At 63.8% G+C, this 24,126-nt stretch carries 22 protein-coding genes; 7 read left to right on the top strand and 15 right to left on the bottom strand.

Annotated elements, in window-relative coordinates:
• Positions 1-9: 9 nt before the first annotated feature.
• The 8 genes from LB547_RS19505 to LB547_RS19470 form a co-directional block, all read right to left on the bottom strand.
• Positions 10-414 (bottom strand): Fur family transcriptional regulator, encoded by a 405-nt coding sequence (locus LB547_RS19505; RefSeq protein WP_140500273.1) that lies wholly within the window; start codon positions 412-414, stop codon positions 10-12.
• Positions 415-593: 179 nt separating this feature from the next.
• Complete coding sequence (gene mgrA, locus LB547_RS19500; protein ID WP_140763252.1) at positions 594-1,640, bottom strand: L-glyceraldehyde 3-phosphate reductase; 1,047 nt, start codon at positions 1,638-1,640, stop codon at positions 594-596.
• A gap of 134 nt (positions 1,641-1,774) precedes the next feature.
• A complete protein-coding gene (locus tag LB547_RS19495; protein WP_140566058.1) occupies positions 1,775-2,917 on the bottom strand; it encodes a Gfo/Idh/MocA family protein in 1,143 nt (380 codons plus the stop codon).
• Between the two features lie 11 nt (positions 2,918-2,928).
• On the bottom strand, positions 2,929-3,675 hold the full coding sequence (locus LB547_RS19490; protein ID WP_140664965.1) for a sugar phosphate isomerase/epimerase family protein: 747 nt from the start codon (positions 3,673-3,675) through the stop codon (positions 2,929-2,931).
• A 39-nt stretch (positions 3,676-3,714) separates the two neighbouring features.
• Positions 3,715-4,815, bottom strand: a complete 1,101-nt coding sequence (locus tag LB547_RS19485; RefSeq protein ID WP_181167736.1) for an ABC transporter ATP-binding protein — start codon at positions 4,813-4,815, stop codon at positions 3,715-3,717.
• On the bottom strand, positions 4,815-5,750 hold the full coding sequence (locus tag LB547_RS19480; RefSeq protein WP_140566052.1) for a carbohydrate ABC transporter permease: 936 nt from the start codon (positions 5,748-5,750) through the stop codon (positions 4,815-4,817). Before LB547_RS19480 ends, LB547_RS19485 begins: the two co-directional genes overlap by 1 nt.
• The gene (locus LB547_RS19475) at positions 5,743-6,636 is read right to left on the bottom strand and encodes a carbohydrate ABC transporter permease (protein WP_140500283.1); all 894 of its coding nucleotides are present in this window, start codon (positions 6,634-6,636) and stop codon (positions 5,743-5,745) included. The genes LB547_RS19480 and LB547_RS19475 overlap by 8 nt, the downstream gene beginning before the upstream one ends.
• 94 nt (positions 6,637-6,730) lie before the next feature.
• A complete protein-coding gene (locus LB547_RS19470) occupies positions 6,731-7,969 on the bottom strand; it encodes an ABC transporter substrate-binding protein (protein WP_140558365.1) in 1,239 nt (412 codons plus the stop codon).
• Between the two features lie 403 nt (positions 7,970-8,372).
• Between LB547_RS19470 and LB547_RS19465 the strand changes: the two genes are divergently transcribed.
• The gene (locus tag LB547_RS19465; RefSeq protein WP_140513778.1) at positions 8,373-9,416 is read left to right on the top strand and encodes a LacI family transcriptional regulator; all 1,044 of its coding nucleotides are present in this window, start codon (positions 8,373-8,375) and stop codon (positions 9,414-9,416) included.
• Positions 9,417-9,518: 102 nt separating this feature from the next.
• On the opposite strand, the gene gndA is transcribed toward LB547_RS19465, so the two are convergent.
• The 6 genes from gndA to LB547_RS19435 form a co-directional block, all read right to left on the bottom strand.
• On the bottom strand, positions 9,519-10,967 hold the full coding sequence (gene gndA, locus LB547_RS19460) for an NADP-dependent phosphogluconate dehydrogenase (RefSeq protein ID WP_281405859.1): 1,449 nt from the start codon (positions 10,965-10,967) through the stop codon (positions 9,519-9,521).
• Positions 10,968-11,082: 115 nt separating this feature from the next.
• Positions 11,083-12,720, bottom strand: a complete 1,638-nt coding sequence (locus LB547_RS19455; RefSeq protein WP_140763255.1) for a copper resistance CopC/CopD family protein — start codon at positions 12,718-12,720, stop codon at positions 11,083-11,085.
• Between the two features lie 52 nt (positions 12,721-12,772).
• The gene (locus tag LB547_RS19450; protein WP_140584127.1) at positions 12,773-13,291 is read right to left on the bottom strand and encodes a YcnI family protein; all 519 of its coding nucleotides are present in this window, start codon (positions 13,289-13,291) and stop codon (positions 12,773-12,775) included.
• Between the two features lie 38 nt (positions 13,292-13,329).
• The gene (locus LB547_RS19445) at positions 13,330-13,872 is read right to left on the bottom strand and encodes a copper chaperone PCu(A)C (RefSeq protein WP_140522558.1); all 543 of its coding nucleotides are present in this window, start codon (positions 13,870-13,872) and stop codon (positions 13,330-13,332) included.
• Between the two features lie 102 nt (positions 13,873-13,974).
• The gene (locus LB547_RS19440) at positions 13,975-14,331 is read right to left on the bottom strand and encodes a DUF2946 family protein (RefSeq protein ID WP_140500463.1); all 357 of its coding nucleotides are present in this window, start codon (positions 14,329-14,331) and stop codon (positions 13,975-13,977) included.
• Positions 14,332-14,469: 138 nt separating this feature from the next.
• On the bottom strand, positions 14,470-15,372 hold the full coding sequence (locus LB547_RS19435; protein ID WP_140763258.1) for a GntR family transcriptional regulator: 903 nt from the start codon (positions 15,370-15,372) through the stop codon (positions 14,470-14,472).
• A gap of 252 nt (positions 15,373-15,624) precedes the next feature.
• Between LB547_RS19435 and LB547_RS19430 the strand changes: the two genes are divergently transcribed.
• The 6 genes from LB547_RS19430 (at position 15,625) to LB547_RS19405 (ending at position 23,236) form a co-directional block, all read left to right on the top strand.
• A complete protein-coding gene (locus LB547_RS19430; RefSeq protein WP_140763261.1) occupies positions 15,625-17,130 on the top strand; it encodes a UxaA family hydrolase in 1,506 nt (501 codons plus the stop codon).
• Between the two features lie 112 nt (positions 17,131-17,242).
• Positions 17,243-18,241, top strand: a complete 999-nt coding sequence (locus LB547_RS19425) for an aldo/keto reductase (protein WP_140522562.1) — start codon at positions 17,243-17,245, stop codon at positions 18,239-18,241.
• Positions 18,242-18,577: 336 nt separating this feature from the next.
• Complete coding sequence (locus LB547_RS19420; RefSeq protein WP_140513786.1) at positions 18,578-19,573, top strand: ABC transporter substrate-binding protein; 996 nt, start codon at positions 18,578-18,580, stop codon at positions 19,571-19,573.
• 62 nt (positions 19,574-19,635) lie between these two features.
• Entirely contained in the window at positions 19,636-21,189 is a 1,554-nt protein-coding gene (locus LB547_RS19415; protein ID WP_140763264.1) for a sugar ABC transporter ATP-binding protein, read from the top strand.
• On the top strand, positions 21,186-22,154 hold the full coding sequence (locus tag LB547_RS19410) for an ABC transporter permease (RefSeq protein ID WP_140500307.1): 969 nt from the start codon (positions 21,186-21,188) through the stop codon (positions 22,152-22,154). The genes LB547_RS19415 and LB547_RS19410 overlap by 4 nt, the downstream gene beginning before the upstream one ends.
• Before the next feature lie 62 nt (positions 22,155-22,216).
• Complete coding sequence (locus tag LB547_RS19405; RefSeq protein ID WP_140763267.1) at positions 22,217-23,236, top strand: zinc-binding alcohol dehydrogenase family protein; 1,020 nt, start codon at positions 22,217-22,219, stop codon at positions 23,234-23,236.
• Between the two features lie 123 nt (positions 23,237-23,359).
• Here the strand turns inward: LB547_RS19405 and phnF are convergent, their stop codons facing one another.
• Positions 23,360-24,094 carry a phosphonate metabolism transcriptional regulator PhnF gene (gene phnF / locus LB547_RS19400; RefSeq protein ID WP_404925421.1) on the bottom strand — a complete coding sequence of 245 codons (735 nt, stop codon included), beginning with the start codon at positions 24,092-24,094 and terminating at the stop codon, positions 23,360-23,362.
• Positions 24,095-24,126 lie beyond the last annotated feature (32 nt).

Here is a 24,126-nt window from a genome sequence, read left to right as displayed (position 1 = left end):
CAACACATTTCAGGCAGCTTGCGCCCGGCACTTGGCACAGGTCCCGCGGAACTCGATCACCGCCTTCTTGGCGGCAAAGCCGGTGGAGCGCACCCATTCGTCCAGCCGGTGACCGACATCATGGTCGGACATTTCGCTCACCTGGCCACATGTGTCGCAGATGGCGAAGGCGGTCATGGAATGGCTGTGATCGTGCGGTTCGACGCAGGCGACGAAGGAATTGAGGCTTTCCAGCCGATGCACGAAGCCGGACTTCACCAGCGTGTCGAGCGCGCGGTAGACCTGCAGGGGCGCGCGGAAACCCCGCTCGCGCAGTTGGTCAAGCAAGGTGTAGGCGCTGAGCGGCCCGCTGGCGGCCTCGAGTTTCTCGAGCACGCACAGCTGGTTCTTCGTCAGCACATCCCTTGCCGCCATGATCCTGTTTCCGACCTGCCTCGTGTCACATACACGTCGTTTCCATATGCAAACGGCCGCCCCCGTTCAGATAGCGACGAACCGCTGTCTTTGCTACTCCTCTGTTGAAACGCGCTGGCGCGGCATTCCGCGAAGACAACGGCGGGAGGGCTCCCGCCGTCGTCTACCGGCTTCCATGCCTACTTCCTCGGCGGGCCGTTGCGCTCGGCCGAGGCTGCCCACAGATTGATGTCGGACTCGCGCGCGTAATTGTCGATCTCGGCAAGCTCGGCGTCGCTGAAGTCGGGCGCCTCCAGCGCGCCGACACAGTCCTCCACCTGCTCCGGCCGGCTGGCGCCGATCAGCGCCGATGTCACCTTGCCCTTGCGCAGCACCCACGCCAGCGCCATCTGCGCCAGCGTCTGGCCACGACGGCCCGCGATCGCGTTCAACGCCTGTATGTTGGCGATGGTCTTGTCGTTGATGAAGGCCGGCCGCAGCGACTTGCCCTGGGAGGCACGGCTGCCCTCGGGGATGCCGCCGAGATATTTGTCGGTCAGCATGCCCTGTGCCAGCGGCGAGAACACGATCGAGCCGACGCCCAGCCCATCAAGCGTATCGAGCAGGCCATCGTCCTCGACCCAGCGGTTCAGCATCGAATAACTCGGCTGATGGATTACGCAAGGCGTGCCGAGCCGCTTCAGTATATCGGCCGCCTCGCGCGTGCGCTGCGAATTGTAAGACGAGATGCCGACATAGAGCGCCTTGCCCGCGCGCACCGCATGGTCGAGCGCGCCCATCGTTTCCTCCAGCGGCGTATCCGGATCGAAGCGGTGCGAATAGAAGATGTCGACATAGTCGAGCCCCATCCGCTTCAGGCTCTGGTCGAGGCTGGCCAGCAAATATTTGCGTCCACCCCATTGGCCGTAGGGCCCCGCCCACATCTCGTAGCCGGCCTTGGTCGAGATGATGAGTTCGTCGCGGTAGGCGGCGAAGTCGGTGCGCAGTATCTCACCGAATGCAATTTCGGCCGAGCCGGACGGCGGCCCGTAATTGTTGGCGAGGTCGAAATGCGTGATGCCGAGGTCGAAGGCCTTGCGCACGATCGCCTGCTTGGTCGTGTGCGGCGTGTCGTTGCCGAAATTGTGCCACAGCCCCAGCGAGATCGCCGGCAGCTTCAGGCCGGACCGCCCGCAGCGGTTATAGACCATTTTTTCATAGCGGTTTTCGGCGGCGACAAAGGGCATGGGGAAAATCCTCGAAGCTGGATGGACTGGGCACTGTCATCGCGAACGCGACGCGCAGGCCCTGCGCCCCAACCCTTACCCTCTCCCCGCGAAAACGGGGAGAGGGTTCATCAAAATTATCGATAATCCGCGATCTAGCTCTTCTTCGCCATCAGCGCCTTGGCTTCCTTGATGCCGAGCGCGGCTGGACGTTCGCAGGTGGTCTGCATGGCGACGAACTTGCCGGTTTCGCCCGAGCGCAGGATTCCCGTCATGACGTCGACGGCGTGCAGCGCCAGCTCCATCGAGCAGCGGTGCGGCCTGCCCTCGGAGATCGCAATCGCCATGTCGGCGAGACCGGCGGTGCGATAATTGGCCATCATGCCCTGCGAATGCATCTCGTTGGGCACGCCGAACGGATGCTGCCATTTCGGCAGCTTCTTGACCGGCTTGGCCGCTTCGGTGAAGCGCACGTCGCCGCCGAAGAAGTTCGGATCCGGCACGAACACGCTCCCCATCTCGCCATAGAGCTCCATCGGCGCATGGCCGTGGCTCCAGACGTCCCAGCTGGTGTTGAGCGTGATCACGGCTCCGTTCTCGAACTCCAGCAGGCCGTGGATGGTGGTCGGCGTGTTGACCGGGATCCTTTCGCCCGCGCGCGGCTTCGAACTGATCGTGCGTTCCTTGGCCGGGGTTGTGGCGAAGGCCGCCACCTGCTTCACCGGTCCGATCAGCTGGATCAGATTGGTGATGTAATACGGCCCGATGTCGAGCACGGGGCCGGCACCCGGCTGGAAGAAGAAGTCCGGATTGGGGTGCCAGTGCTCCATGCCGTGCCCCATGACATGGCAAGTGCCGCTGGTGATCCTGCCGAGCTTGCCGGTATCGATCAGGTTGCGCACCAACTGATGCGCGCCGCCGAAGAAGGTGTCGGGTGCCGAGCCGATGCGAAGTCCCTTCTTCTCCGCCCGCTTCTTCAAGTCGAGCCCCTCCTTGACCGAAAGCACGAAGGGCTTTTCCGAATAGACATGCTTGCCCGCGTCGAGCACCTGTTTCGACACTTCGTAGTGCACGGCCGGAATGGTCAGGTTGACGATGATGTCGATGTCGTCGGCCTTGAGCAGGTCCTCGACCGTCTCGGCGCGCAGCTTGAACTCCTTCGCCCGCGCTTTCGCGGCGCCCATGTTGATATCGGCGCAAGCCCGCATCCTGATGCCGCGAAACAGCGGCGCCAGCGAGAAATATGCTTTCGAGATGTTGCCGCAGCCGATGACGCCGACGCCAAGTTTGTTTGCCATGATGCTTGTTCCTAATAGGCCGTTACGGTTGCGATCGAACGGCGGGCGAAGCGCTCGATGTCATTGGGATTGTCCTGTTCCATGACGAAATATTTGGCCGCGCTCTTGGCCCGCAGCGCCTTGATCAGGCCGGCCCAGTCGATCGTGCCGTGGCCGACATCCGACCAGCCGTCCTCGTCCAGCCCCTCGCCCGGCCTTGCCATGTCCTTGACGTGAACGGCAACGATGCGCTTGCCGTGCCTTTCGATCCAGGGCAGCGGATCGGCGCCGCCGCGCACCACCCAGGCGACATCCATCTCCCAGCCGATGTCGGGCGCGGAAGCCAGGATGTGATCCTGCGGCAGCGAGCCGTCGGCGAGTTTCTTGAACTCGAAATCATGATTGTGCCAGGCAAAGCCGTAGCCGGCCTTCTTCGCCGTCTCGCCGACCTTGGCAAGGCGTTCGCCGAAGCCGCGCCAGCCGGCAGCGTCCGACGGCCTGGACTCAGGCATGAGATAGGGGCAGATCAAAAGCTTGATGCCGAGCGCTTCAGCTATCCTGCGCACGCCGTCGAAATCCTTCTCCAGCGCATCGATGGAGAAATGCCCGGTCGGCATGGCAAGGCCGTTTTTGTCGAGTTGAGCGCGGAAGGCCTTGGGATCGTCATAGACGCCGCCGAAGCCTTCGACCTCTGTGTAGCCGAGCTTGCCGAGCATCTCGAGCACGCCTTCCCAGGGCTGAAAATTGCGCGCGCTGTAAAGTTGGAATGACCAGTTCATCGTCTTTGTCCGTTCTGCTTGGGGGATGGTTATCGGGCTTTAGATGCGGCTGCCGGTTTGGGCGTCGAAGAGCGAGGCGCGCATCGGGTCGAAGCCCACCGTCACCGCCTCATCGTTCTTGGGCGTCCGTTCCGAGGTGACCCGGACGCTGAAATTCTGCTGCGCAAGTTTCAGCCACACCAGCGTGTCGGACCCCATCGGTTCGACCACCTCGACATTGGCCGCCGTCGAGAACGGCCAGCCCGTGCCGCTGTTCAGGCTGACATGCTCGGGCCTGATGCCGAACACGGCAGGGCCGGCTTCCGGTTGCTTGTCGAATTGATAGGTGCCGAGTGGAACCTTGAGATTGTCGACCACGAAAAACCAGTCGCCAGCGTGTTTCTCGAGCCTGCCGTCGATGAAGTTCATCGCCGGCGAGCCGAGGAAGCCGGCGACGAAGCGGTTGACCGGTTTGTTATAGATGGTCTGCGGCGCGTCGAGCTGCTGGATGACGCCGCCGCGCATGACCGCGATACGGTCGGCCAGCGTCATCGCCTCGATCTGGTCATGGGTGACGTAGATCATGGTATTCTGCAACTTGCGGTGCAAAAGCTTGATCTCGACGCGCAGTTCGGAGCGCAGCTTGGCGTCCAGGTTCGACAGCGGCTCGTCGAACAGGAACACGTCGACGTCGCGCACCAGCGCGCGCCCGATCGCCACGCGTTGGCGCTGGCCGCCGGAGAGCGCCGCGGGCTTGCGCTGCAACAACGGCTCGATCTGCAGGATCTCGGCGGCGCGCGCTATGCGCTTCGCGATCTCGTCCTTGGGCACGCCCGCGACGCGCAGCCCGAAGGATAAGTTCTTCTCCACCGTCATCTGCGGATAGAGTGCGTAGGACTGGAACACCATGCCGATGCCGCGGTCCTTGGGCTCTTCCCAGGTGACGTTCTTGCCCTTGATGAAGATGCGGCCGTCCGAAATGTCGAGCAGTCCGGCGATGCAGTTGAGCAAGGTCGACTTGCCGCAGCCCGAGGGTCCGAGCAGCACTATGAACTCGCCCTCGGCGACGTCGAGGTTGAGCGTCTGCAGCACCGAGACCAAGCCGAAGTTCAGCGACAGGTCCTGGATCGAAACGCTGGTGCCGTTTGCCGCCATCGACATCACCCTTTCACCGCGCCGGCGGCAATGCCGCGCACGAACAATTTGCCGGAAATGAAGTAGACGACCAGCGGCACCAGCCCGGTCAGGATGGTGGCGGCCATGTTGACATTGTATTCCTTCACCCCCTGCACCGAGTTGACGATGTTGTTGAGCTGCACCGTCATCGGATAGGTGTCGGGGCGCGTATAGACGACGCCGAACAGGAAGTCGTTCCAGATGCCGGTCACCTGCAGGATGACGGCGACGACGAAGATCGGCAGCGACATCGGCAACATGATGCGCAGATAAATGCCCCAGAAGCCGGCGCCGTCGACGCGCGCAGCCCTGAACAGTTCCTCCGGCATGGAGGTGAAATAGTTGCGGAACAAGAGCGTCAGGATTGGCATGCCGAAAATGGAATGCACGATCACCAGGCCGCTCAGGCTGCCATAGAGGCCGATCTCGCGCAGGATGATGACGATCGGATAGATCATCACCTGATAGGGGATGAAAGCCCCGACGATCAGGATGACGAAGAACGTGTCGGCGCCCTTGAAGCGCCAATTGGCGAGCGCGTAGCCGTTCACCGAGGCGATTGCGATCGACAGGATCACCGAGGGGACGGTGATGCGCACCGAGTTCCAGAAGCCGCGAGAGAGACCGTCGCAGTTGAGACCGGTGCAGGCCTGCGACCATGCCTTGACCCACGGCTCGAACGTGATCTCGACCGGCGGCGAGAAGATGTTGCCGAGACGAATTTCCGGCATGCCCTTGAGCGAGGTGACAACCATCACATAGAGCGGCAGCAGGTAATAGAGCGCCACCACGATGAGCGTGCCGTACAGGAAGATGTTGCGGCGCGAGAACATGTGCCGGGGCTTCGGTCCGCTCGGTCCCGAGGCATCGGCGCGAATGGCGGCTTGGGACGCGGCCAGGGAGACGGCATGATCAGACACGCTTGCGGCCCCCGAATTCGAGATAGGCCCACGGCACGATGACGATCATCACCGACAAGAGCATCATGGTCGAGGCGGCAAAACCCTGGCCGAGGTTCTGGGCGAAGAACATGTAGTCGTAGACATATTTTGCTGGCACTTCAGAGGAAATGCCGGGACCGCCGCTGGTCTGCGCGACGACGAGGTCGTAGACCTTGACGATGCCCGACGCGATGATCACCAGCGTGGTGATGAAGACCGGTCGCATCATCGGGATGATGATGAAAAGATAGGTCTTCCAGGTGGGGATGCCGTCCACCCGCGCGGCCTTCCAGATGTCCTCGTCGATGCCGCGCAGGCCGGCCAGCATCAGGCACATGATCAGCCCGGTGCCTTGCCACAGCGCGGCGATCAATATGCCGTAGATGACGATGCTCGAATTGTAGAGCGGATCGAAATTGAAGCTTGTCCAGCCGAGGTCGCGAACCACTCCCTGAATGCCGAAATCGGGATTGAGCAGCCATTGCCAGACGAGGCCGGTGACGATGAAGGAAAGCGCGAAGGGATAGAGAAAGATGGTGCGGAACGTGTCCTCGAAACGGATCTTCTGGTCGAGCAGGGCGGCGAGCAGGAAGCCGATTACCAGCGAGAAGACGAGCGACAGCACGCCGTAGATCAAGAGATTCTCGATCGAGACGAGCCAGCGCGGCGTCGCCCACAGCCGGTAGTACTGGTCGAGCCCGACGAAATGCAGCCGCGGCAGAAGCTTCGAATTGGTGAAGGAATAAAGCACCGTCCAGGCTGTGCCGCCGACGAACACCACCAGCGCGGTGAGGATCATCGGGATCGAGGCGACCTTCGCATTGAGGTTGCGGAAGAGTTGGCTCGGGCGTTCGCTCTTGCTCATCGGTGCAGCCATGCTGGATCGGGTAAGGGCGACAAGGTCGGCACGCCTCGCTCCCGGCCCTGAGGTGGCCGGGAGCGAGGCGGCTTGTCGGCGGTCAATCGGCCGAGGCGATGATGTCGGCGAAGCGCTTTTGCGCTTCTTCGAGCGTCATGTCGGGCTTGGCGAAGAACTCCGAGAACAGGTCCTCCTTCTGCTTCTGGCTGTCCTGCGAGAGCAGTTGGTCCGTCCAGGGAATGACGGCGCCCTTGGCCAGGATGTCGAGCCCCTTCTTCATGCAATCGTTGGCAGCGTTGAGGTCGACGTCGCCGCGCACCGGCAGCGAGCCTTTCTTGAGATTGAAGGCGACCTGGGTCTTGGGATCGAGCAAGGTCTCGGCCAGCACTTCCTGCGCCTTGGACTTGTCGGCGTCCTTGAGCAGCGGGAAGTAGAAGGCGTCGCCGCCGGTGGCGATGACCTCGTTCAGGCCAAGCCCGGGAAGGCAGGTATAATCCTTGCCGGCTGTCTTGCCGGCGACCTGGAATTCGCCTTGCGCCCAGTCGCCCATGATCTGGCCGCCGGCCTTGCCGGTGATGACCATGTTGGTCGCCTGGTTCCAGTCCTGCACATTGGTGTTCTTGGCCATCTTGCGCGCATCGTCGGCGGCCTTGAAGACCTTGGCGACTTCAGGACCGGCGGCGAACGTCGCATCCTTGTCCTTGTAGACCTTGAGGAAGGTGTCGGTGCCGCCCACCGCGGCGAGCAGCACGTCGAATGCGCCCGACGCCTGCCAGGCCTGCCCGCCAACCGCGAGCGGGACGATGCCGGCCTTTTCCAGCGCCGGGGCGGCGGCGACATATTCGTTCCAGTTCTTCGGCACCGGCACGCCCGCCTTCTCGAAGGCCGCGTTCGACAGCCACAGCCACTGCCAGGAGTGAATATTGACCGGCACGCAATAGATCTTGCCGTCGATGGTACAACCGTCGAGCAGGCTCTTCGGCCGCACGACCTCGGTCCACTTGCCCTTGGTGGCGACATCGGTGAGGTCGCGCATCAGGCCTGCCTGCACCAGCTCTTCCGCCTGCCGGCCGTGATTGAACTGGGTGGCGCCCATCGGGTCGCCGCCGGTGATGCGGCTGATCATGATCGGCCGCGCCGTGCCGCCGGACCCGGCGATGGCGCCGTCGACCCAGTGGTTGCCGGTTGCGTCGAAGGCCTTGGCGAGTTCGGCGACCGCCGCGGCCTCGCCGCCGGATGTCCACCAATGGGTGACTTCCAGATCGGTTGCGGCCGCCGGCCCGGCAAAATTCAACGCCACCGTCGCCGCAAGCGCGGCGGTCAGGAATTTGTATCGCATTTCGGTTTCCTCCCAGAATCTGAAACGTTACAGATTTTCGATACGGCAATTGCAAGATATGCGCAACCCTTCCCTTGAAAGTCAGTTCGATATTTTTCGAGCCGCGAACAAAATCCTTTCGGGATGGAGCCCGTTGTGCAGCGCAATACGCAAAATCCCACATGGCAAGACAGAAAGCTCGCAAGAAGCTTGCTCCCAATGCCTTTCCTGCTGATTCCCAACGCTTTTCGGCGGCGAGCCCATGCGGACTTTCGACCTCGGCCACAGCCTGGTCGAACACCGGTCGTGACAATCTGTAACGTTTCAGTATAGGCTTGTTCAGCTAAGGAGACGCGCCATGGGAGCGACGGCGGCGATTGCCGGCCTGGCCGGCGGCTGCTAAGCGCCTGACGGGGCGGGACGAATGGACAGACGGCGCACGGACAGCGATGACGAGACGTCGGCCAGGGAGCGGCCGACGCTGAAGACGCTTGCCTTCATGACCGGGCTCGGCGTCACCACCGTGTCGCGGGCGCTGAAGGACGCGCCGGAGATCGGCGCCGAGACCAAGCGCCGCGTCCAACTCGTGGCCAAGCAGATCGGTTACCGGCCGAACCGCGCCGGCGTGCGCCTGCGAACCGGCAAGACCAACGTCATCAGCCTCGTGCTCAACACCGAGCACGAGATCATGAGCTTTGTCTCAGACATCATCTACGGCGTCACCGAAGTCATCGCCGATACGCCCTACCATCTGATCGTCACGCCCTACTCGCGCTCGCAGGATCCGCTGGATCCGGTGCGTTATCTCGTCGAGACCGGCTCCGCCGATGGCGTCATCATTTCGCGCACCCAGCCCAACGATCCAAGGGCCCGCTACATGCTGGAGCGCGGCATACCCTTTGCAACGCACGGCCGCACCGATATGGGGCTCGTGCACCCCTATCATGATTTCGACAATTACGCCTTCGCGGCCGAGGCGGTGCGCCATCTGGCCGGCTTGGGCCGGCGTCGGCTGGCTCTGGTGACGCCGCCGGTCGGCCTGACCTATCACGGCCACACCGTGAACGGCTTTGCCGACGCGCTGAGCGAAGTCGGCGCCTCGGAGGTGCCGTTCAACACCGTTTCGATCGACCACTCGATCGAGCAGATCAGGATGAGGACCGCGCAGCTGATGCGGCGCGACATCAGGCCGGACGGCATCGTCAGCAGCGCCGCGGCCGCCACGCTTGCCATTGTTGCCGGCATCGAGGACGCCGGGTTGAAACTCGGCCGCGACATCGACGTGGTGTCGAAGCAGTCGTCGGAACTGCTGCATCTGTTCCGCCGGGAACTGCTGATCGTCAACGAGAACTTCCGGCTGGCCGGCTCCGAGCTCGCCCGCGCCGTGCTCGGCTGGATCGGCGGCGCGGCGCCCGGCTCGCTGCAGTCACTCAGCGCGCCGGGCGAAGTTGTGGCCTATCGCGGCTGATTGAAGCCCCGCCGCCAGAGCAATTCCCGCGTAGCTTTCCTAAGGCATTGCCCAAAAAACAAAGAGATAGAGCGGTACGCCGTTCCGCGAAACGCTGAACCGCTAGCCGGCGGCGCCGCTCCCCCAGGGTCCATGGAAGGCGCCCTTGTCATCGATACGCTCGAAGCCATGCGCACCGAAGAAATCACGCTGTGCCTGGATCAGGTTCGAGGTCCCGCGGCCCTGGCGATAGCTGTCGAAATAGGCAAGGGCCGAAGACAGCGCCGGCACCGGCGATCCGGCTTCGGAAGCCCTGGCCACGACGCGCCGCAGTGACGGATGCGCCTCCTGCATCATGGTGATGAAGGCCGGCGCCATCAGGAGATTGGTCGAAGCGCCGCCGCGGCCGAAGGCTTCGGCCATGGTGTCGAGCATCTGCGATCGGATGATGCAGCCGGCACGCCAGATCTTGGCGATGGTCGGCATCGGCAGGTTCCAGTTGAACGCCTTCGAAGCGCCGCTCATCACGGCGAAGCCTTGCGCGTAGGCTGATATCTTGCCGGCGAACAGCGCCAGTTCCAGATCCTTGAGCAGGTCTGCCTTGTCGCCCGAAATCCTGGTGACGCCGATGTTGCCATAGGCTTTTTCCGCCGCAAGCCGCTCGTCCTTGATCGATGACAGGACGCGTGCCGCCACCGCCGCCTCGATGGCGGTCGCCGGAATGCCGAGTTGCTGTGCCTCGATAACGGACCATTTGCCGGTACCCTTCTGGCCGGCGCGGTCGAGGATGATGTCGACCACCGGCTTGCCGGTCTTGGGATCATCTGACGCCAGCACCTTGGCGGTGATCTCGATCAGGTAGGAGTTGAGCCGGCCCTTGTTCCAGCCGGCGAATACGGCGCCGATCTCCTTCGGCGCCATGCCCAGGCCATCGCGCAGGATGCCGTAGATCTCGCCGATCATCTGCATGTCGGCATATTCGATGCCGTTGTGGATGGTCTTGACGAAATGGCCGGCGCCGTCGGTGCCGAGCCAGGCCGCGCATGGCTCGTCCTTGAACTTGGCGGAGATTGCCGTCAGCACCTTCTCGACGCGCTTCCAGGACTCCTCGGTGCCGCCGACCATGATCGACGGCCCGTGGCGCGCACCCTCCTCGCCGCCGGACACGCCCATGCCGATGAAGGTGAGGCCGGAGCCCGCCAGCTCGGAAAAGCGCCGCATCGTGTCGCGGAAATTGGCGTTGCCGGCATCGATGACGATGTCGTTATGGGACAGCACGCCGCGCAATGCGGCGATCTGTTCATCGACCGGCTTGCCGGCCAGCACCATGATGATGATCGGACGCGGCGGCCGGATCGCGGCGGCGAGTTCTTCCAGGCTGTAGCAGGGGACAACCATATCCCTGAGCGCGCCGGCATTCTCGACAAAGGCATCCGTACGCGCCTTGGTGCGATTGAAAACGGCGATGCGGTGCCCGTGCTCGGCGATGTTGAGCGCCAGGTTGGAGCCCATCGTGCCAAGGCCGATCAGGCCGATTTCGGCTTTTTCCATGTTTCTTCCCTGCTTTCGGATCTTGTTTGTTCGAGCCCGCGATTGCCGGGGTTTCGCCAAGATGCATCCTGCCAGGGATGATTGACGGGCCTTCAGGCTCGCGTCAACCGCCTCGCCGAATTGTGTTGGAGAGCCATCACGGCCTGATGTCTACCGGCGCCTCGATCTTCACCATCTCGAAGTCGGAGACCAGTATGTCGATGCGCGCCGTCCACCGGCCAGGGACCGGGATGACGAGATCGTCGACACGCCAGCTGCCGTCATCGGACTTTGTCGCCGCCCGCTTCAGCGGCTCGATGCCGGAGTCCGGCTTCGACAGCACCAGCGTCACCTCCTTGGCGTCGAGCGGCCCGAAATCGCCGGTCATGATGATCATCGAGGCGGCGACCGGCCCGACATGGCCGGGCGTGATGCTGAGGTCCGCCATCGCCTTCAGCGCGTGGATATGAACCGACACCGGCTGCGCCGCGGCAATCGCCAGCGCCCGTGGCGGCGGCGTGAAGCGCCAGCCGGCGGCAACACCGAAGATGGCGAGTACGATCAGTATTTCGACGCCGATCGAACGGGTGAGCCTGCGCCGCACTTCCGTCGCCCCGGCCTCGGCCATTGCCGTCAATCTCCAGCGGTTGACGGCGGCGAGCGTGAACAGGAAGACCAGCAGCGCGAGCTTCACCAGCAGCAGCCGGCCATAGGCGGTGTTGACCAGCGCTGCGGGTGTTTGCACCTGGATGACGGCCAGCACCACGCCGGCGGCGGCAAGCAAGGCCACCACCGGCATGATAGCGGCGGAGAACCGGCGAAGGAACGTGACGGCTTCGGCATCCTGCCGTTTCAGCGCGAGTCCGAGCGGCGCCAGCGCACCGGCCCAGAAGGCAATGCCGGCGCCGTGCAGGAACACCATCGGCCGCGTCAGCCATTGTGGCTCGGCGGCACTCGCGTGGCCGCTGGCGGCGAGCGCGAGGCCCGTTCCGGCCAGGCCGGCGAGCGCGAGGGGCCTGGCGGCCGCGCGCGGTCCGGCCAGCGACAAAAGGCCGAGCCCGAGCGCGATCAACGCGATCAACACCGTCCAGCCGAAGCTGGTGCCGAGACCGGCGGTCCAGATGGCCGGCTGCGCCATATGCGAGAGCGGCGCGCCGAGCGCATCCAGCCCTTGAAAGCCAAGCGACATGGGTGCCGCGACCAGCCCACACAGGATTGCGGCGGCAACGAAGCGCTGTCCGGCACGGCTACCCCGCGCCAGCCAAGCGAGGGCGAAGGCGCCGCCGACGCCGAGGAACAGGCCGATATAGAGGCAGACCTTGCCGATCCAGATCGCCGAGCGCAATTGCCAGTCGACGGCTTCGGAAACAGTCGGCGGCTGGCTCGCCGCGCCGATGGAAAACAGCAGAGAGCCGCCGACCGGATGACCGTCGGCGGAGATGACCCGCCAGCTCAGCACATGCGTGCCCGATCCAAGTGCCTGCGGATCGTCGATGACGACGGTCTGGTCGCTGAGGCGGAAGGACGTCAGCGGAACGGGCGTGCCGTCGGGCTTCACCAGCGTCAGCACCAGCGGCGAGACCGGTTCGCTGAAAGTCAGCGCGAATTGCGCGGGGGCCTGCGACAGCACGGCGCCGTCGGCCGGATCGGTCTTGATCAGCGCGGCGTGGGCGAAAGCCTGATTTGTCGCCGCCATGGCAATCAGCAGCACGGCCACGACCAGCAGCCCAGCAGAAACCCGGCCGATGAGCTTGCCGGCCGCGCGAACCGTCCTGAAAGGGAATATCACCGTCATGTCATTGCCATGAAATGCAGCGCGCTCCTGACATGGAGCGCGCCGCGAGAGTTTACTTTTTCGGCGTGAGCTTGATGCCGGGCGCGGGGTTCTCCAGGGCGTCTTCGTCCTGCCCGGCCGCCGGGATTTCGATCCAGCGGTCGGCGGCGCCATCGCACTCCTGCACCACCGGGAAATAGAGTTTCTGACCCGCCGGGAGGTCTGCCGTCAGCATCGCACGGAAGACGAACTCGTCGTAGAATTCGTCCGGCAGATTGCCGCCGCTCCAATCGACCTCCTTGACGCCGTCGGCCACCGCCTGGCCGTAGAGTTGGTAGGATTTCTCGTACTTGCCCTTCTTGATCTGCAGCGTCCAGCCGGGCTTCGGCATCGGCTTCACCGCGATCACCCCTTCCGGGATCTGCACGCGCACGGCGGTCGTCGCCTTGCCGTCACAGCCATGCGGCACCCGCAGGATGGCCTTGTAGGTCGAACCGACCGCCGCTTCCTGTGTTTCGAGCGTGACATGCGCAAAGGCGGCACTGGTCCCCAGCGCCAGAAGCGCGCCGGCCGACAGAAGATACTTGTTCATGATGGTCCCTCTGAATTCAATAGTTGTGGATGGCGCGGTCAATTAGCGTGGTCGTCCATGCCACCGCCCATGCCTTCGACAGCGAACTCGACGTTGACGGCGCCAGCCTTTTCGAAGGTCAGCGTGGCCGCGAATTCTTCGCCCTGCTTGGGTTGCCGCTTCAGGCCGATGAACATCAGGTGATAGCCGCCGGGTGCTAGCGCCACCTTGCCGCCGGCCGGGATTTCCAGGCCGCCCGTCACCGGCCGCATGGTCATGACGCCGTCCTTGACGCCCATTTCATGCAGCTCTGCTTTTTCGGAGACGTCGGAGGAAATCGACAGCAGGCGGTCGGGTGCATTGCCCTTGTTGGTGATGGTGAAATAGCCGCCGGCCACCTTGGCGCCTGTGGGTGTCGCGCGCGACCAGGGATGCTCGATCTCGAGATCGCCGGCCTTGAATTCATGCGCGCAGACGGCCTGGGCACCGAAGAACAAGAGCACAAACGCCAGCACGGCAAGGCCGACACGTTCATTGAAACGGCGCAGGAATTTGGTGCGGCCGCCCGAAGGAGGCGCCGCGATATGAAAAGCTTGGGACATGGTTTGCTCCATGAATAGGGGATCGCGCCGTTGGCCGGTCGCGAACGATTCGTTCTTTGGATGAAAGCACCGGCGGAAGGTTCCGCCGAGCGTACAGCAGGCTCAGGCCGAAAGCGGCGGCGCGCGCGGGTTCGACGGCGACCGCTGGCGCGCGAAATTGAGATGCGTGGCCGCCGGAAAGATGAAAACGACGGCTTCGAACGAAAGCGAGGCCAGCGCAAGCCCGGCATCGGGTGGCGGCGCAAAGGCCGCTGAAACCATGCTGCAGCCCAGCATGCAGCATGCCGGCAGATGCGACGGATGGGGGCCGCCATCGGGAAGCTGGGCAGTGCCCTCGTGGGTGCAGATGACGTTGCCGAAGGCGTCGATTTGCGAGGCGGCCGGTCCGGTGGCGAAGGCGAATGCGCTCAGCGTCGACTGAAGCAGCAGCAGGTAGGCCGCGACAAGCGCGACCGGAATGCTCCACCGTCTCCCCTTTTTGGTCAAATGACTTGCCTGTTCAAACCATCTGCATCTTCAAGCGATCACCGGAAGATGTCTACCACGGCAGCAAGAGACGGAAAATCGGCAAATCGGTGCTGCGGCAACGCGGCGCGATCAGGGCCTCTGTGGATGCCGGCTCTCGGGGATCGAGGTCAGCAGCGTCTGGCGCGCCGACTTCAAATGCTTGCGGCAGGCGGCATCGACCTTGCCCAGGTCGCGTGATTTGAGCGCCGCGATATAGGCCAGATGCTCGCCGATCGCGATTTCGTTGCGCTCGCGCTCCTGCGCCTTGTTCCACTGGTAGTGGTAATGGAAGATCATGGCGATGACATCATAGAAATCGACGATGAAGCGGTTGTGCGAGGCGCGGTGGATCAGCCGATGGAAGCGCTCGTCGAGCTCCGAGAACTCGTTGAAGCGCGTGGCGATGTCACGGGCGAGGCCGCGGTGTTCCTCTTCGAGATTGTCGAGATCGGCCCACACCGCGCTGTCCTGCGGCAGTGCGGTGAACGCCGATGCCGAGCGCAGCTCGAACATCTCGCGGATTTCCGTCAACTCCAGCGCGAAGGCGCGGGTGAAACCCTTCAGCACCCAATGGCTGTTACGGCGCTTCTCGATCAGGCCGAAGCGGGAGAAGCGGATCAGGAACTCGCGCACGCTGGTGGTGCCGACGCCGATCTCGCGCGCCAGTTCGAGCTCGTTGATCTGCATGCCGGCCTCGGCGCCGCCGGCGAGCAGCCTGCGCATGAACGACCGCTCGATGATCTCGGCCAGTGTGTCGGTCTCTTCCTCGGGAAAGAAATCATCGGGGCGCGTTTCACGCAGCACCGTCTTGGCGCGCTTGTTCCAGGCGATCAGTCCGGTTTCTTCCATGCGCGCAAGGATGCTGCGCACCGTGGTGCGGCTGACGCCGAGCAGCGTACCCAGTTCCGGTTCCGAAGGCAGGCTGCGCGTCTCGTCGAGCAGCCTGAGGCACCTGTTATAGGCCTCCTTGTAAACGTTGTTGCTCTTCGACATGCCCTGACCCATCGCTGGCCGGCGCTTGCGGCGGCCGGCTTGAAGCGCAATATGACGTTCCTATCACCTTCGAAAGCGGAATCGCTTTGCCGAGGGGCTCGCTTACCGGTTGCAGCGCCGCTACTCATCCAGCCGCACAGGAACTGCCGGAAAAAACAATTGACGCAAAACTGTTTTTTCACGATAAAAGACATTAACTCTTAACAAGCGCGTGTCAATCCGCGCCTCCCAGGATCACCCCAGGAAACGCCCGTGAACGCCTCCAACTCAATTCTTCTGTCCCCAGCCGACAATGTCGCGGTCGCCAACGGCCGCATCGAGACCGGCACCGCGCTGCCCGGCGGCGCGCTTGCCGCCGCCGTCATCGAGCCCGGCCACAAGGTGGCGATCAAGCCGATTCCCGCCGGGTCCGCCGTGGTCAAATATGCCCAGGCGATCGGCCGCGCCACGCAGGACATCGCGCCCGGCGAGCATGTCCATTCGCACAATCTGGTGTTCGAGGCCGGCCGCCTGCCGGTGGTGCCGCCAAGCGAGGCCGAGCATGCGACCGAGGCCGACCGCGCCCGCACCTTCATGGGTTATCGCCGCGCCGACGGCCGCGCCGGCACGCGCAACTTCATCGGCATCATCGCCAGCGTCAACTGTTCGGCCACCGTCTGCCACGCCATCGCCGACGCAGCCAACCGCACGCTGCTGCCAAAATATCCCGGCATCGACGGCTTCGTCCCGATCGTCCACGGCCAGGGCTGCGGCATGAGCGCCACCGGCGACGGGATGATGGTGCTGCACCGCACATTGGCCGGCTATGCCCGCCATCCCAATTTCGGCGGTGTGCTGATGGTCGGGCTCGGCTGCGAGGTCAACCAGCTCACGCTGTACGGCCAGAAGGGTGCGGCCGCCGGTAAACGCCATTTCAACATCCAGGATGCCGGCGGGTCGCGCAAATCGGTCGAAAAGGCGATGGGCGTGCTGGCCGAGATCGCCGAGGAAGTCGGCCAGCTCACGCGCGAACCCATCCCGGTCAGCGAGATCGTCGTCGGCCTGCAATGCGGCGGCTCCGATGGCATGTCAGGCATCACAGCCAATCCGGCGCTGGGCGCTGCCGTAGACATCCTGGCCGGCGTCGGCGGCATCGGTATTCTCTCCGAGACGACGGAAATCTACGGCGCCGAACATCTGCTCGCCTATCGCGCCGCGACGCCCGAGATCGCCAAGAAGCTCGACGGCTACGTCAAGTGGTGGGAGGACCACGTCGCCAAGCACGGCGCCTCGATCGACAACAACCCCTCGCCCGGCAACAAGCGCGGCGGCCTCACCACCATCCTGGAGAAATCGCTGGGCGCGGTAGCCAAGGGCGGCCAGACGCCGCTCAACGGCGTCTTCGGCTATGCCGAAAAGGTCACCGGCAGTGGGCTGGTGTTCATGGATACGCCCGGCTATGACCCGGTTTCCGCCACCGGCCAGGTGGCGGGCGGCGCCAACATCATCGTCTTCACCACCGGCCGCGGCTCCTGCTTCGGCTGCCGGCCGACGCCGTCGATCAAGGTCGCCACCAACTCGACCATGTATCATCAGATGGAAGAGGACATGGACGTCAATTGCGGCGTCATCGCCTCCGGCGAGAAGACCATCGCCGGCATGGGCCGCGAGATCTTCGAACTGATCGTCGAGACGGCCTCCGGTCGCAAGACCAAGAGCGAGGATTTCGGCTACGGCGACAACGAGTTCGTGCCCTGGCATCTCGGCGCGACGCTCTAACTCTTTGAAGTCGCGCAGTCCGGAAAGTGGCCGCGAACTTTCCTGGAATGCTGCGGCTTGAGGTCTTGGAATCTGCCGCGCCGGATAATGGCGGGCAACGGGGAGGTTGTGCATGGAAAAACGCCGCATCGGCCAGACGGCGCTCGAGGTCACCGAAGTAAGCTTTGGCGGTGCCGCGATCGGCGGGCTCTACCGCGCCTGTTCGCGCGAGGCGGCGATGGAAACGTTGCAAGGCGCGTGGGAGGCGGGCCTGCGCTATTTCGACACCGCGCCCTTCTATGGTTTCGGCCTGTCGGAGCGGCGTTTCGGCGACTTCCTGCGCTATAAGCCGCGCGATTCCTATGTGCTGTCGACCAAGGTCGGGCGCCTGTTCCGGCCCGTTCCGGAAGATCAGGTTCCCGATCACTCCTATGTCGATCCGCTGCCCTTCGCGCTCGACTACGACTATTCCTATGACGGCATCATGCGCTCGGTCGACTTCAGCTATGCGCGGCTTGGTCTAAACAGGATAGACATCCTGTTTGTGCACGACATCGGCGTGTACACGCATGGCGTCGAGAAGACCAAAATGCACTTTCGCCAGTTGATGGACGGTGGGCTCAAGGCGCTCGAAGAACTGAAAAACTCCGGCGTCATTTCCGCCTACGGGCTCGGCGTCAACGAAGTCCGGATATGTCTCGACGTGATGCGTCGCGCGCCGCTCGATTGTATCCTGCTCGCCAGCCGCTATTCCTTGCTCGATCGCAGCGCCGAAGCCGAACTTTTGCCGCTCTGCCGTGCCCGACAGACTTCGCTGGTCATCGGCGGTGTGTTCAACTCAGGCATATTGGCGACCGGACCGGTGCAGGGCGCCCATTTCGACTACAAGCCCGCCAGCGGTGACGTGCTCGACCGCGTCGGCGCGATGGAGCGGATCGCCGCCGAAGGTGGTTACCCGCTCGCCGCCGCCGCGTTCCAGTTCCCCCTCCAGGAATCCTCGGTCGCCACCGTGCTGACCGGCACCGCCAAGCTGGCGAACCTGACCCGAAATCTCGAACTGCTCGATGTCGACGTGCCTCAGGCGGACTACGCCAGATACCGCCCCTACACCGTAGTGCAGGAATTGGCATGAAGTGTCCGATCCGCCCGGGCGAAGGCGTGCGATCGCGGGGCTTCACGATCCCGCGAACCGAAGAAGGAACGGGCATTCTATATTGACTAATTTATGGAATTAATATTCCATACGTTAGTCACACGAAACGGAAGCGTCGGGCAGCGTGGGGAGAGCAAGGCGCCAGTGCTGTCATGACCGCCATGCCCCGAGGATGGCATAAACACCGCTTGCATCGACCGGATCGATGCACTATCAAAATACTGCAACTGTTTTTTATTGATAAAGTTCTGTTTGGCTACGCCTATCCGAACCGAGCTTCCGTATCGTTCACCGGGCGACCTAGGGAGGAATTCCATGAAATTCGTGACCAGCATTCTCAATCGCCGCGCTGTCATGGCGCTGGCGGCCGCGTCGATGCTTGCCGGCGTCATGCACTCGGCGCCGGTTTCGGCGGCGGACGTGACCATTCCGATCATCGTCAAGGACACCACGTCCTTCTACTGGCAGATCGTCTTGGCCGGGGCCCGCAAGGCCGGCAAGGATCTCGGCGTCAACGTGCCGGAGCTCGGCGCCCAGGCAGAGACCGACGTAAACGGCCAGATCTCGATCCTCGAAAACGCCGTCGCCAGCAATCCGGCGGCGATCGTCATCTCGCCGACCGAGTTCAAGGCGCTCGGCAAGCCGATCGACGAAGCCGCAGCCAAGGTCAAGGTTATCGGCATCGATTCCGGCGCCGACTCCAAGGCCTTCACCTCCTTCCTGACCACTGACAACGTCCAGGGCGGCCGCGTCGCCGCTGACGGGCTCGCAGCGGCCATCGGCGAAGCCAATGGCGGCAAGATCGAGGGCGACGTTGCCCTGATCACCAACACGCCTGGCGCCGGCTCGCTCGAACAACGCAAGCAGGGCTTCATCGAACAGCTCAAGGCGAAATATCCGGGCCTGAAGCTGGTCGCCGACAAATATGCCGACGGCCAGGCCACCACCGGCCTCAACATCGCCACCGACCTGATCACCGCCAATCCGAACCTCAAGGGTATTTTCGCTTCCAACCTGATCATGGCGCAGGGCGTCGGGCAGGCTGTCGCCGAAAACAGCCTCGGCGGCAAGCTGGCGCTGGTTGGCTTCGACAGCGACGAGAAGCTGATCAAGTTCCTCAACGACGGCGTCATTTCCGCCCTCGTCGTCCAGGATCCCTACCGGATGGGCTATGACGGCATCAAGACCGCGCTTGCCGCCTCCAAGGGCGAAAAGGTCGAGACCAATGTCGACACCGGCGCCAACCTGGTCACCAAGGCCAACATGAAGGATCCCAAGATCGACGCGCTGCTCAACCCGAAGCTCAACTGAGCATCGGCACGCGCAACTGTTTCCGGGGCCTCTGCGCCCCGGAAACAACAGGGAGGATTGCCATGACGTCGACCGCGCAGGAACTGCATCCGGCCCCCGTGCTGGAGCCCGGCAGGACGATCCTCGAGCTGCAGGGTCTGGAAAAGCGCTATCCCGGCACGCATGCGCTGAAGCCTGTGACCCTGGCCTTCAAGGCGGGAGAGATCCACGCCATCGTCGGCGAGAACGGTGCCGGCAAATCGACCCTGATCAAACTTCTGACCGGCGTCATCCCGCGCACCTCCGGAGAGGTTGTGTGGGAAGGCAAGCCGGCTGCCCTGGCGACGCCGCACGAAGCCATGGCGCTCGGCATCAACGCCGTGCACCAGGAAGTCGTGCTCTGCCGCCACCTGACCGTCGCCGCCAACATGTTCCTCGGCGAGGAGAACTCGCGCTTCGGCATCCTCCAGCAACGAGCCATGGTCAGGGAAGCGCAGAAGATCATCGACGGTCTCGGCTTCGACCTGCCGGCGCATGTCGTGCTCGGCGATCTCACCATCGGCCAGCAGCAGCTGATCGCCGCCGCCCGAGCCACCGTGCGCGGCACCAAATTCCTGATTTTCGACGAGCCGACCGCCTACCTCACCCGCAAAGAGGCCGACCAGCTGTTCACGCTGATCCGCCGCCTGAAGGGTGAAGGCGTCACCATCATCTACATCAGCCATCGCATGGAGGAGGTGTTCGAGCTCGCCGACCGCGTCTCGGTGCTGCGTGACGGCACGCTGGTCGGCACCCGCAACATCGCCGAGACCAATGAGCCGGAGCTGGTCAAGCTGATGATCAACCGCTCGATCGAGCAGATCTATCACAAGGAGCATTTCACGCCGGGCGCCGTCATCGCCGAGGCGCGGAACCTGTCCGGCAAGGGTTTCGAGAATGTCTCTCTGTCGGTGCGCGCGGGCGAGATCGTCGGGCTCTACGGCCTGATCGGAGCCGGCCGCAGCGAATTCGTCACCACCCTCTACGGCCGCCACCGCAAATCGGCCGGCCAGGTGTTGTGGGAAGGCAAGGAGGTGCAGGTCAACTCCGAGCACGACGCCATCAAGCTCGGCATGGCGCTGGCACCGGAAAGCCGCCGCGACCAGGGCCTGTGCCTCAACCTGCCGGTTGCATTGAATCTCAACCTGCCGATCTACAAGCGCATATCGAAAAATCTGCTGATCTCGTCTGCGCAGGAGAAGGCCGAGGCGGACCGGCAGATCGCCGACCTCAGGATCAAGACGCCGACGCGCGGCGCGCTGGCCTCCAGCCTGTCGGGCGGCAACCAGCAGAAGATCGTCATCGGCAAGTGGCTGGCGCACGGCGCCAAACTGTTCATCTTCGACGAGCCGACGGTCGGCGTCGATGTAGGCACCAAGGCCGAGATCTACCGGCTGTTCAGTGTGCTGTTGTCCAAGGGCGCGGGCATCATCCTGATCTCGTCCTATCTGCCTGAGGTCTACGGACTGGCTGACACGCTGCATGTGTTCAGGCGCGGCAAGCTGGTGGCCACGCATGGTTTCCGCACCGCCGATCACGAGGACATTCTGAGCCAGGCCCTGGCCGAGAAACAAGAAAAGACGGGAGGACAGACATGAGCACCGAGGCGATCCCTGCCGAAAAGCCGAAGCGCAACTACAATGCCCTGTTCGGGCTGACGCTGCTTGGCCTGCTGCTTCTGATGTGGGTCATCCTGGCGGTCGCCACGCCGTCCTTCGCTTCGGCGCTCAATATCACCAACCTGCTGCGCCAGGGTTCTCTGATCGCCATCCTGGCCGTCGGCCAGACCTTCGTCATCATCACCGGCGGCATCGACCTTTCCGTCGGCGCCATCGTCGGCTTCGCCACCGTCATCGTCGCACTGCTGATCAATGCCGGCTGGCCGGTCTGGATCGCGGTTCTGGCGACGCTGCTGGTGGGGGTCGCCATCGGCCTGTTCCACGGTTTCGGCATCGTCAGGATGGGCCTGCCGCCCTTCATCATCACGCTGGCGACCATGACCTCGCTGCGCGGCATCGGTCTCCTGATGACCAATGGCAATTCGATATCGATCAACAGCGACGCGTTCCAGGCGTTTTCGCGCGGCTCGCTGCTGGGGATCCCCTATCTGTTCTGGATGGTGATCGTGGTTGCGCTGCCCTCCTACGTCTTCCTGCACCACACGCGATGGGGACGCTATCTCTTCTCCGTCGGCTCGAACGCGGAAGCCGCGCGCCTCTCCGGCGTCAACGTGCCGCGCACGATCTACATGGCCTATGTGCTGTCCGGCCTGTGCGCGGCCTTCGTCGGCGTGCTGCTCGCGTCCCGCATCGGCATCGGCAATCCGACGCAGGGCGACACCTACGAGCTGCAAGCCATCGCCTCGTCGGTGATCGGCGGCACGTCGCTGTTCGGCGCCATCGGTTCGGTGCACGGGCCGCTGATCGGCTCGTTCATCCTCTCCACCATCAACAACGGCGCCAACCTGCTCAACGTCAACACGTTCTGGCAGCGCGTCATCACCGGCATGTTGATCATCGTCATCGTCTACTTCGACGGCCTGCGCCGCCGAGGTGGCAAGTAAAATCGATCGCCGGCCGGGTCGAAAAATCGGCCGGCGATTCCATGAACCGACTGGATTGAAGCATGAAAGCCGTTGTCTGCCGTTCGCCCGGCGACCTTGTCGTGGAAGACCGTCCCGCGGCTGGCTCGCCGCCTCCCGGCTGGGCGCTGGTGGCGGTCAGCCATGTCGGCATCTGCGGCACCGACTACCACATCTTCGAGGGCAAGCATCCCTTCCTCGCCTACCCCCGCATCATGGGCCATGAAGTGTCGGGGACCATCGTCGAGGCGGGCGAAGGCGTTGGTCTTGCCACGGGCGAGCCGGTCATCATCAATCCCTATCTGGCGTGCGGCAAATGCATCGCCTGCCGGCACGGTAAACCCAATTGCTGTGTCCGGATCGAAGTGCTCGGCGTGCATCGCGACGGCGCCATGTGCGAACAGATCCTTATCCCGGAACAAAACCTCTATCCAGCCAACGGCCTGTCGTTGGCCGATGCCGCGGCCGTCGAATTCCTGGCCATCGGCGCCCATGCGGTGCGGCGCTCGCGTGCCGATCCCGGCGCACGGACGCTCGTCATCGGCGCCGGACCGATCGGGCTCGGCACCGCCATCTTCGCCCGCATCGCCGGGCTCGACGTGACGCTGCTCGACATGAGCAGCGAAAGGCTCCGCTTCGCCGCCAATGAACTCGGCTTCAAGACCCTCGACGGGTCGCGCGGCGCGGCATCCGATCTGGTCAGCGAAGCGACATCAGGCGAAGGCTTCGACGTGGTCTTCGACGCCACCGGGAACACCCCCTCGGTGCAGTCGGCCTTCGCTCATGTCGCGCATGGCGGGACATTGGTGCTGGTCAGCGTCGTGAAGGACGACATCGCCTTTTCCGACCCCGAGTTCCACAAGCGCGAGATGACGCTTGTCGGCAGCCGCAATGCCTTGAGGGCCGACTTTGACCACGTCGCCGCTTCGATCCGCGATGGCGCGGTGCCGCTGGCCAAGCTCGTCACCCACCGCACCACGCTTGCCGACACGCCACGTGACCTCGCCCGCTGGGCGCATGAGAAATCCGGGCTGATCAAGGCCGTGATCGAGGTAGGGGCATAACATGGCAGGCCGTGAACCCGGCCCGAATTGACCACACCCCCGCGCAGGTCGACCCCCAAACGCCAAGCCGCTGACAAGTGCGCGCGACCGGGCTGGTCTGATTCCAGCGTTAGGCCGACACGCCTACAGCGCCGACAGTTTCAGCTCCACCCGCTCCGCCGGGAAGCGCGCCTCGGCGAATTGGATCGGCCGGCCGTCCGGCGTCATGTTGACGGCCACCGTGACCAGCACGATGCCGCCCGGCTGCAGATCGAGGTCGGCAAGGTCGGAAGCATCGGCGTGACGCGCCGACAGCACCGTCGATTGCCTGAGATAATCGTCTATGCCGAAACGCTTGAGCGATGCGGTGATCGACCCGGTCTCGGCCATGGCCACATCGATGCCGGCGAAGCGCCTGGCGTCGAACCAGCCGGAAGCGCGCGACACCGGCTTCCCATCGGCCTCGCCGCGCGTCTCCAGGCGAATCACATCCGATCCCCTGGCAACGCCCAGGGCTTCGGCGACGCGCCGGCTGGCGGGCTCGACCGATGAGGCCAGCAGCACGATATGCCGCTCCGACGCCTGGCCCTGCAAGCCGGTTGAAAATCGCGTGCGCGCGCCGATCGGATAGGACAGCCGCTTGCGCGACAGCACGAAAGTGCCGCGCCCCTGCTCGGCCCGCAGTACCCCGTCTTGCACGAGCGCCGCGATGGCGCTGCGCACCGTGTGACGGTTGACGCCATAGCGCTCGGCCAGCGCCACCTCCGGCGGCAGCGCGGCATTCTCGGCAAAATCGCCGGCAGCGATCGATTGCAGGATTCGGTCGGCGATCTGGCGCCACAACGAGACGCCGCTGCGCCGCTCGATACCGTCAGCCACGTGTTTTCCGTTCACGGTTTCGCCCCTGGCCG

It is taken from the genome of Mesorhizobium sp. B264B1B (assembly GCF_020165765.1).
GTDB lineage: Bacteria > Pseudomonadota > Alphaproteobacteria > Rhizobiales > Rhizobiaceae > Mesorhizobium.
The sequence above is the reverse complement of the archived record's forward strand: the minus strand, read 5'-3'. Positions and strand labels throughout refer to the sequence as shown.

Bases quoted from the DNA above. Each gene is read 5' to 3' on its own strand.
- LB547_RS19445 (WP_140522558.1), bottom strand. From the start codon at position 13,872: ATGTCCCAAGCTTTTCATATCGCGGCGCCTCCTTCGGGCGGCCGCACC.
- LB547_RS19435 (WP_140763258.1), bottom strand. From the start codon at position 15,372: ATGTCGAAGAGCAACAACGTTTACAAGGAGGCCTATAACAGGTGCCTC.
- LB547_RS19505 (WP_140500273.1), bottom strand. From the start codon at position 414: ATGGCGGCAAGGGATGTGCTGACGAAGAACCAGCTGTGCGTGCTCGAG.
- LB547_RS19470 (WP_140558365.1), bottom strand. From the start codon at position 7,969: ATGCGATACAAATTCCTGACCGCCGCGCTTGCGGCGACGGTGGCGTTG.
- LB547_RS19405 (WP_140763267.1), top strand. From the start codon at position 22,217: ATGAAAGCCGTTGTCTGCCGTTCGCCCGGCGACCTTGTCGTGGAAGAC.
- LB547_RS19420 (WP_140513786.1), top strand. From the start codon at position 18,578: ATGAAATTCGTGACCAGCATTCTCAATCGCCGCGCTGTCATGGCGCTG.
- LB547_RS19450 (WP_140584127.1), bottom strand. From the start codon at position 13,291: ATGAACAAGTATCTTCTGTCGGCCGGCGCGCTTCTGGCGCTGGGGACC.
- LB547_RS19485 (WP_181167736.1), bottom strand. From the start codon at position 4,815: ATGTCGATGGCGGCAAACGGCACCAGCGTTTCGATCCAGGACCTGTCG.
- LB547_RS19415 (WP_140763264.1), top strand. From the start codon at position 19,636: ATGACGTCGACCGCGCAGGAACTGCATCCGGCCCCCGTGCTGGAGCCC.
- LB547_RS19425 (WP_140522562.1), top strand. From the start codon at position 17,243: ATGGAAAAACGCCGCATCGGCCAGACGGCGCTCGAGGTCACCGAAGTA.
- LB547_RS19465 (WP_140513778.1), top strand. From the start codon at position 8,373: ATGGACAGACGGCGCACGGACAGCGATGACGAGACGTCGGCCAGGGAG.
- LB547_RS19455 (WP_140763255.1), bottom strand. From the start codon at position 12,720: ATGACGGTGATATTCCCTTTCAGGACGGTTCGCGCGGCCGGCAAGCTC.
- LB547_RS19475 (WP_140500283.1), bottom strand. From the start codon at position 6,636: ATGAGCAAGAGCGAACGCCCGAGCCAACTCTTCCGCAACCTCAATGCG.
- LB547_RS19495 (WP_140566058.1), bottom strand. From the start codon at position 2,917: ATGGCAAACAAACTTGGCGTCGGCGTCATCGGCTGCGGCAACATCTCG.
- mgrA (WP_140763252.1), bottom strand. From the start codon at position 1,640: ATGCCCTTTGTCGCCGCCGAAAACCGCTATGAAAAAATGGTCTATAAC.
- LB547_RS19410 (WP_140500307.1), top strand. From the start codon at position 21,186: ATGAGCACCGAGGCGATCCCTGCCGAAAAGCCGAAGCGCAACTACAAT.
- LB547_RS19490 (WP_140664965.1), bottom strand. From the start codon at position 3,675: ATGAACTGGTCATTCCAACTTTACAGCGCGCGCAATTTTCAGCCCTGG.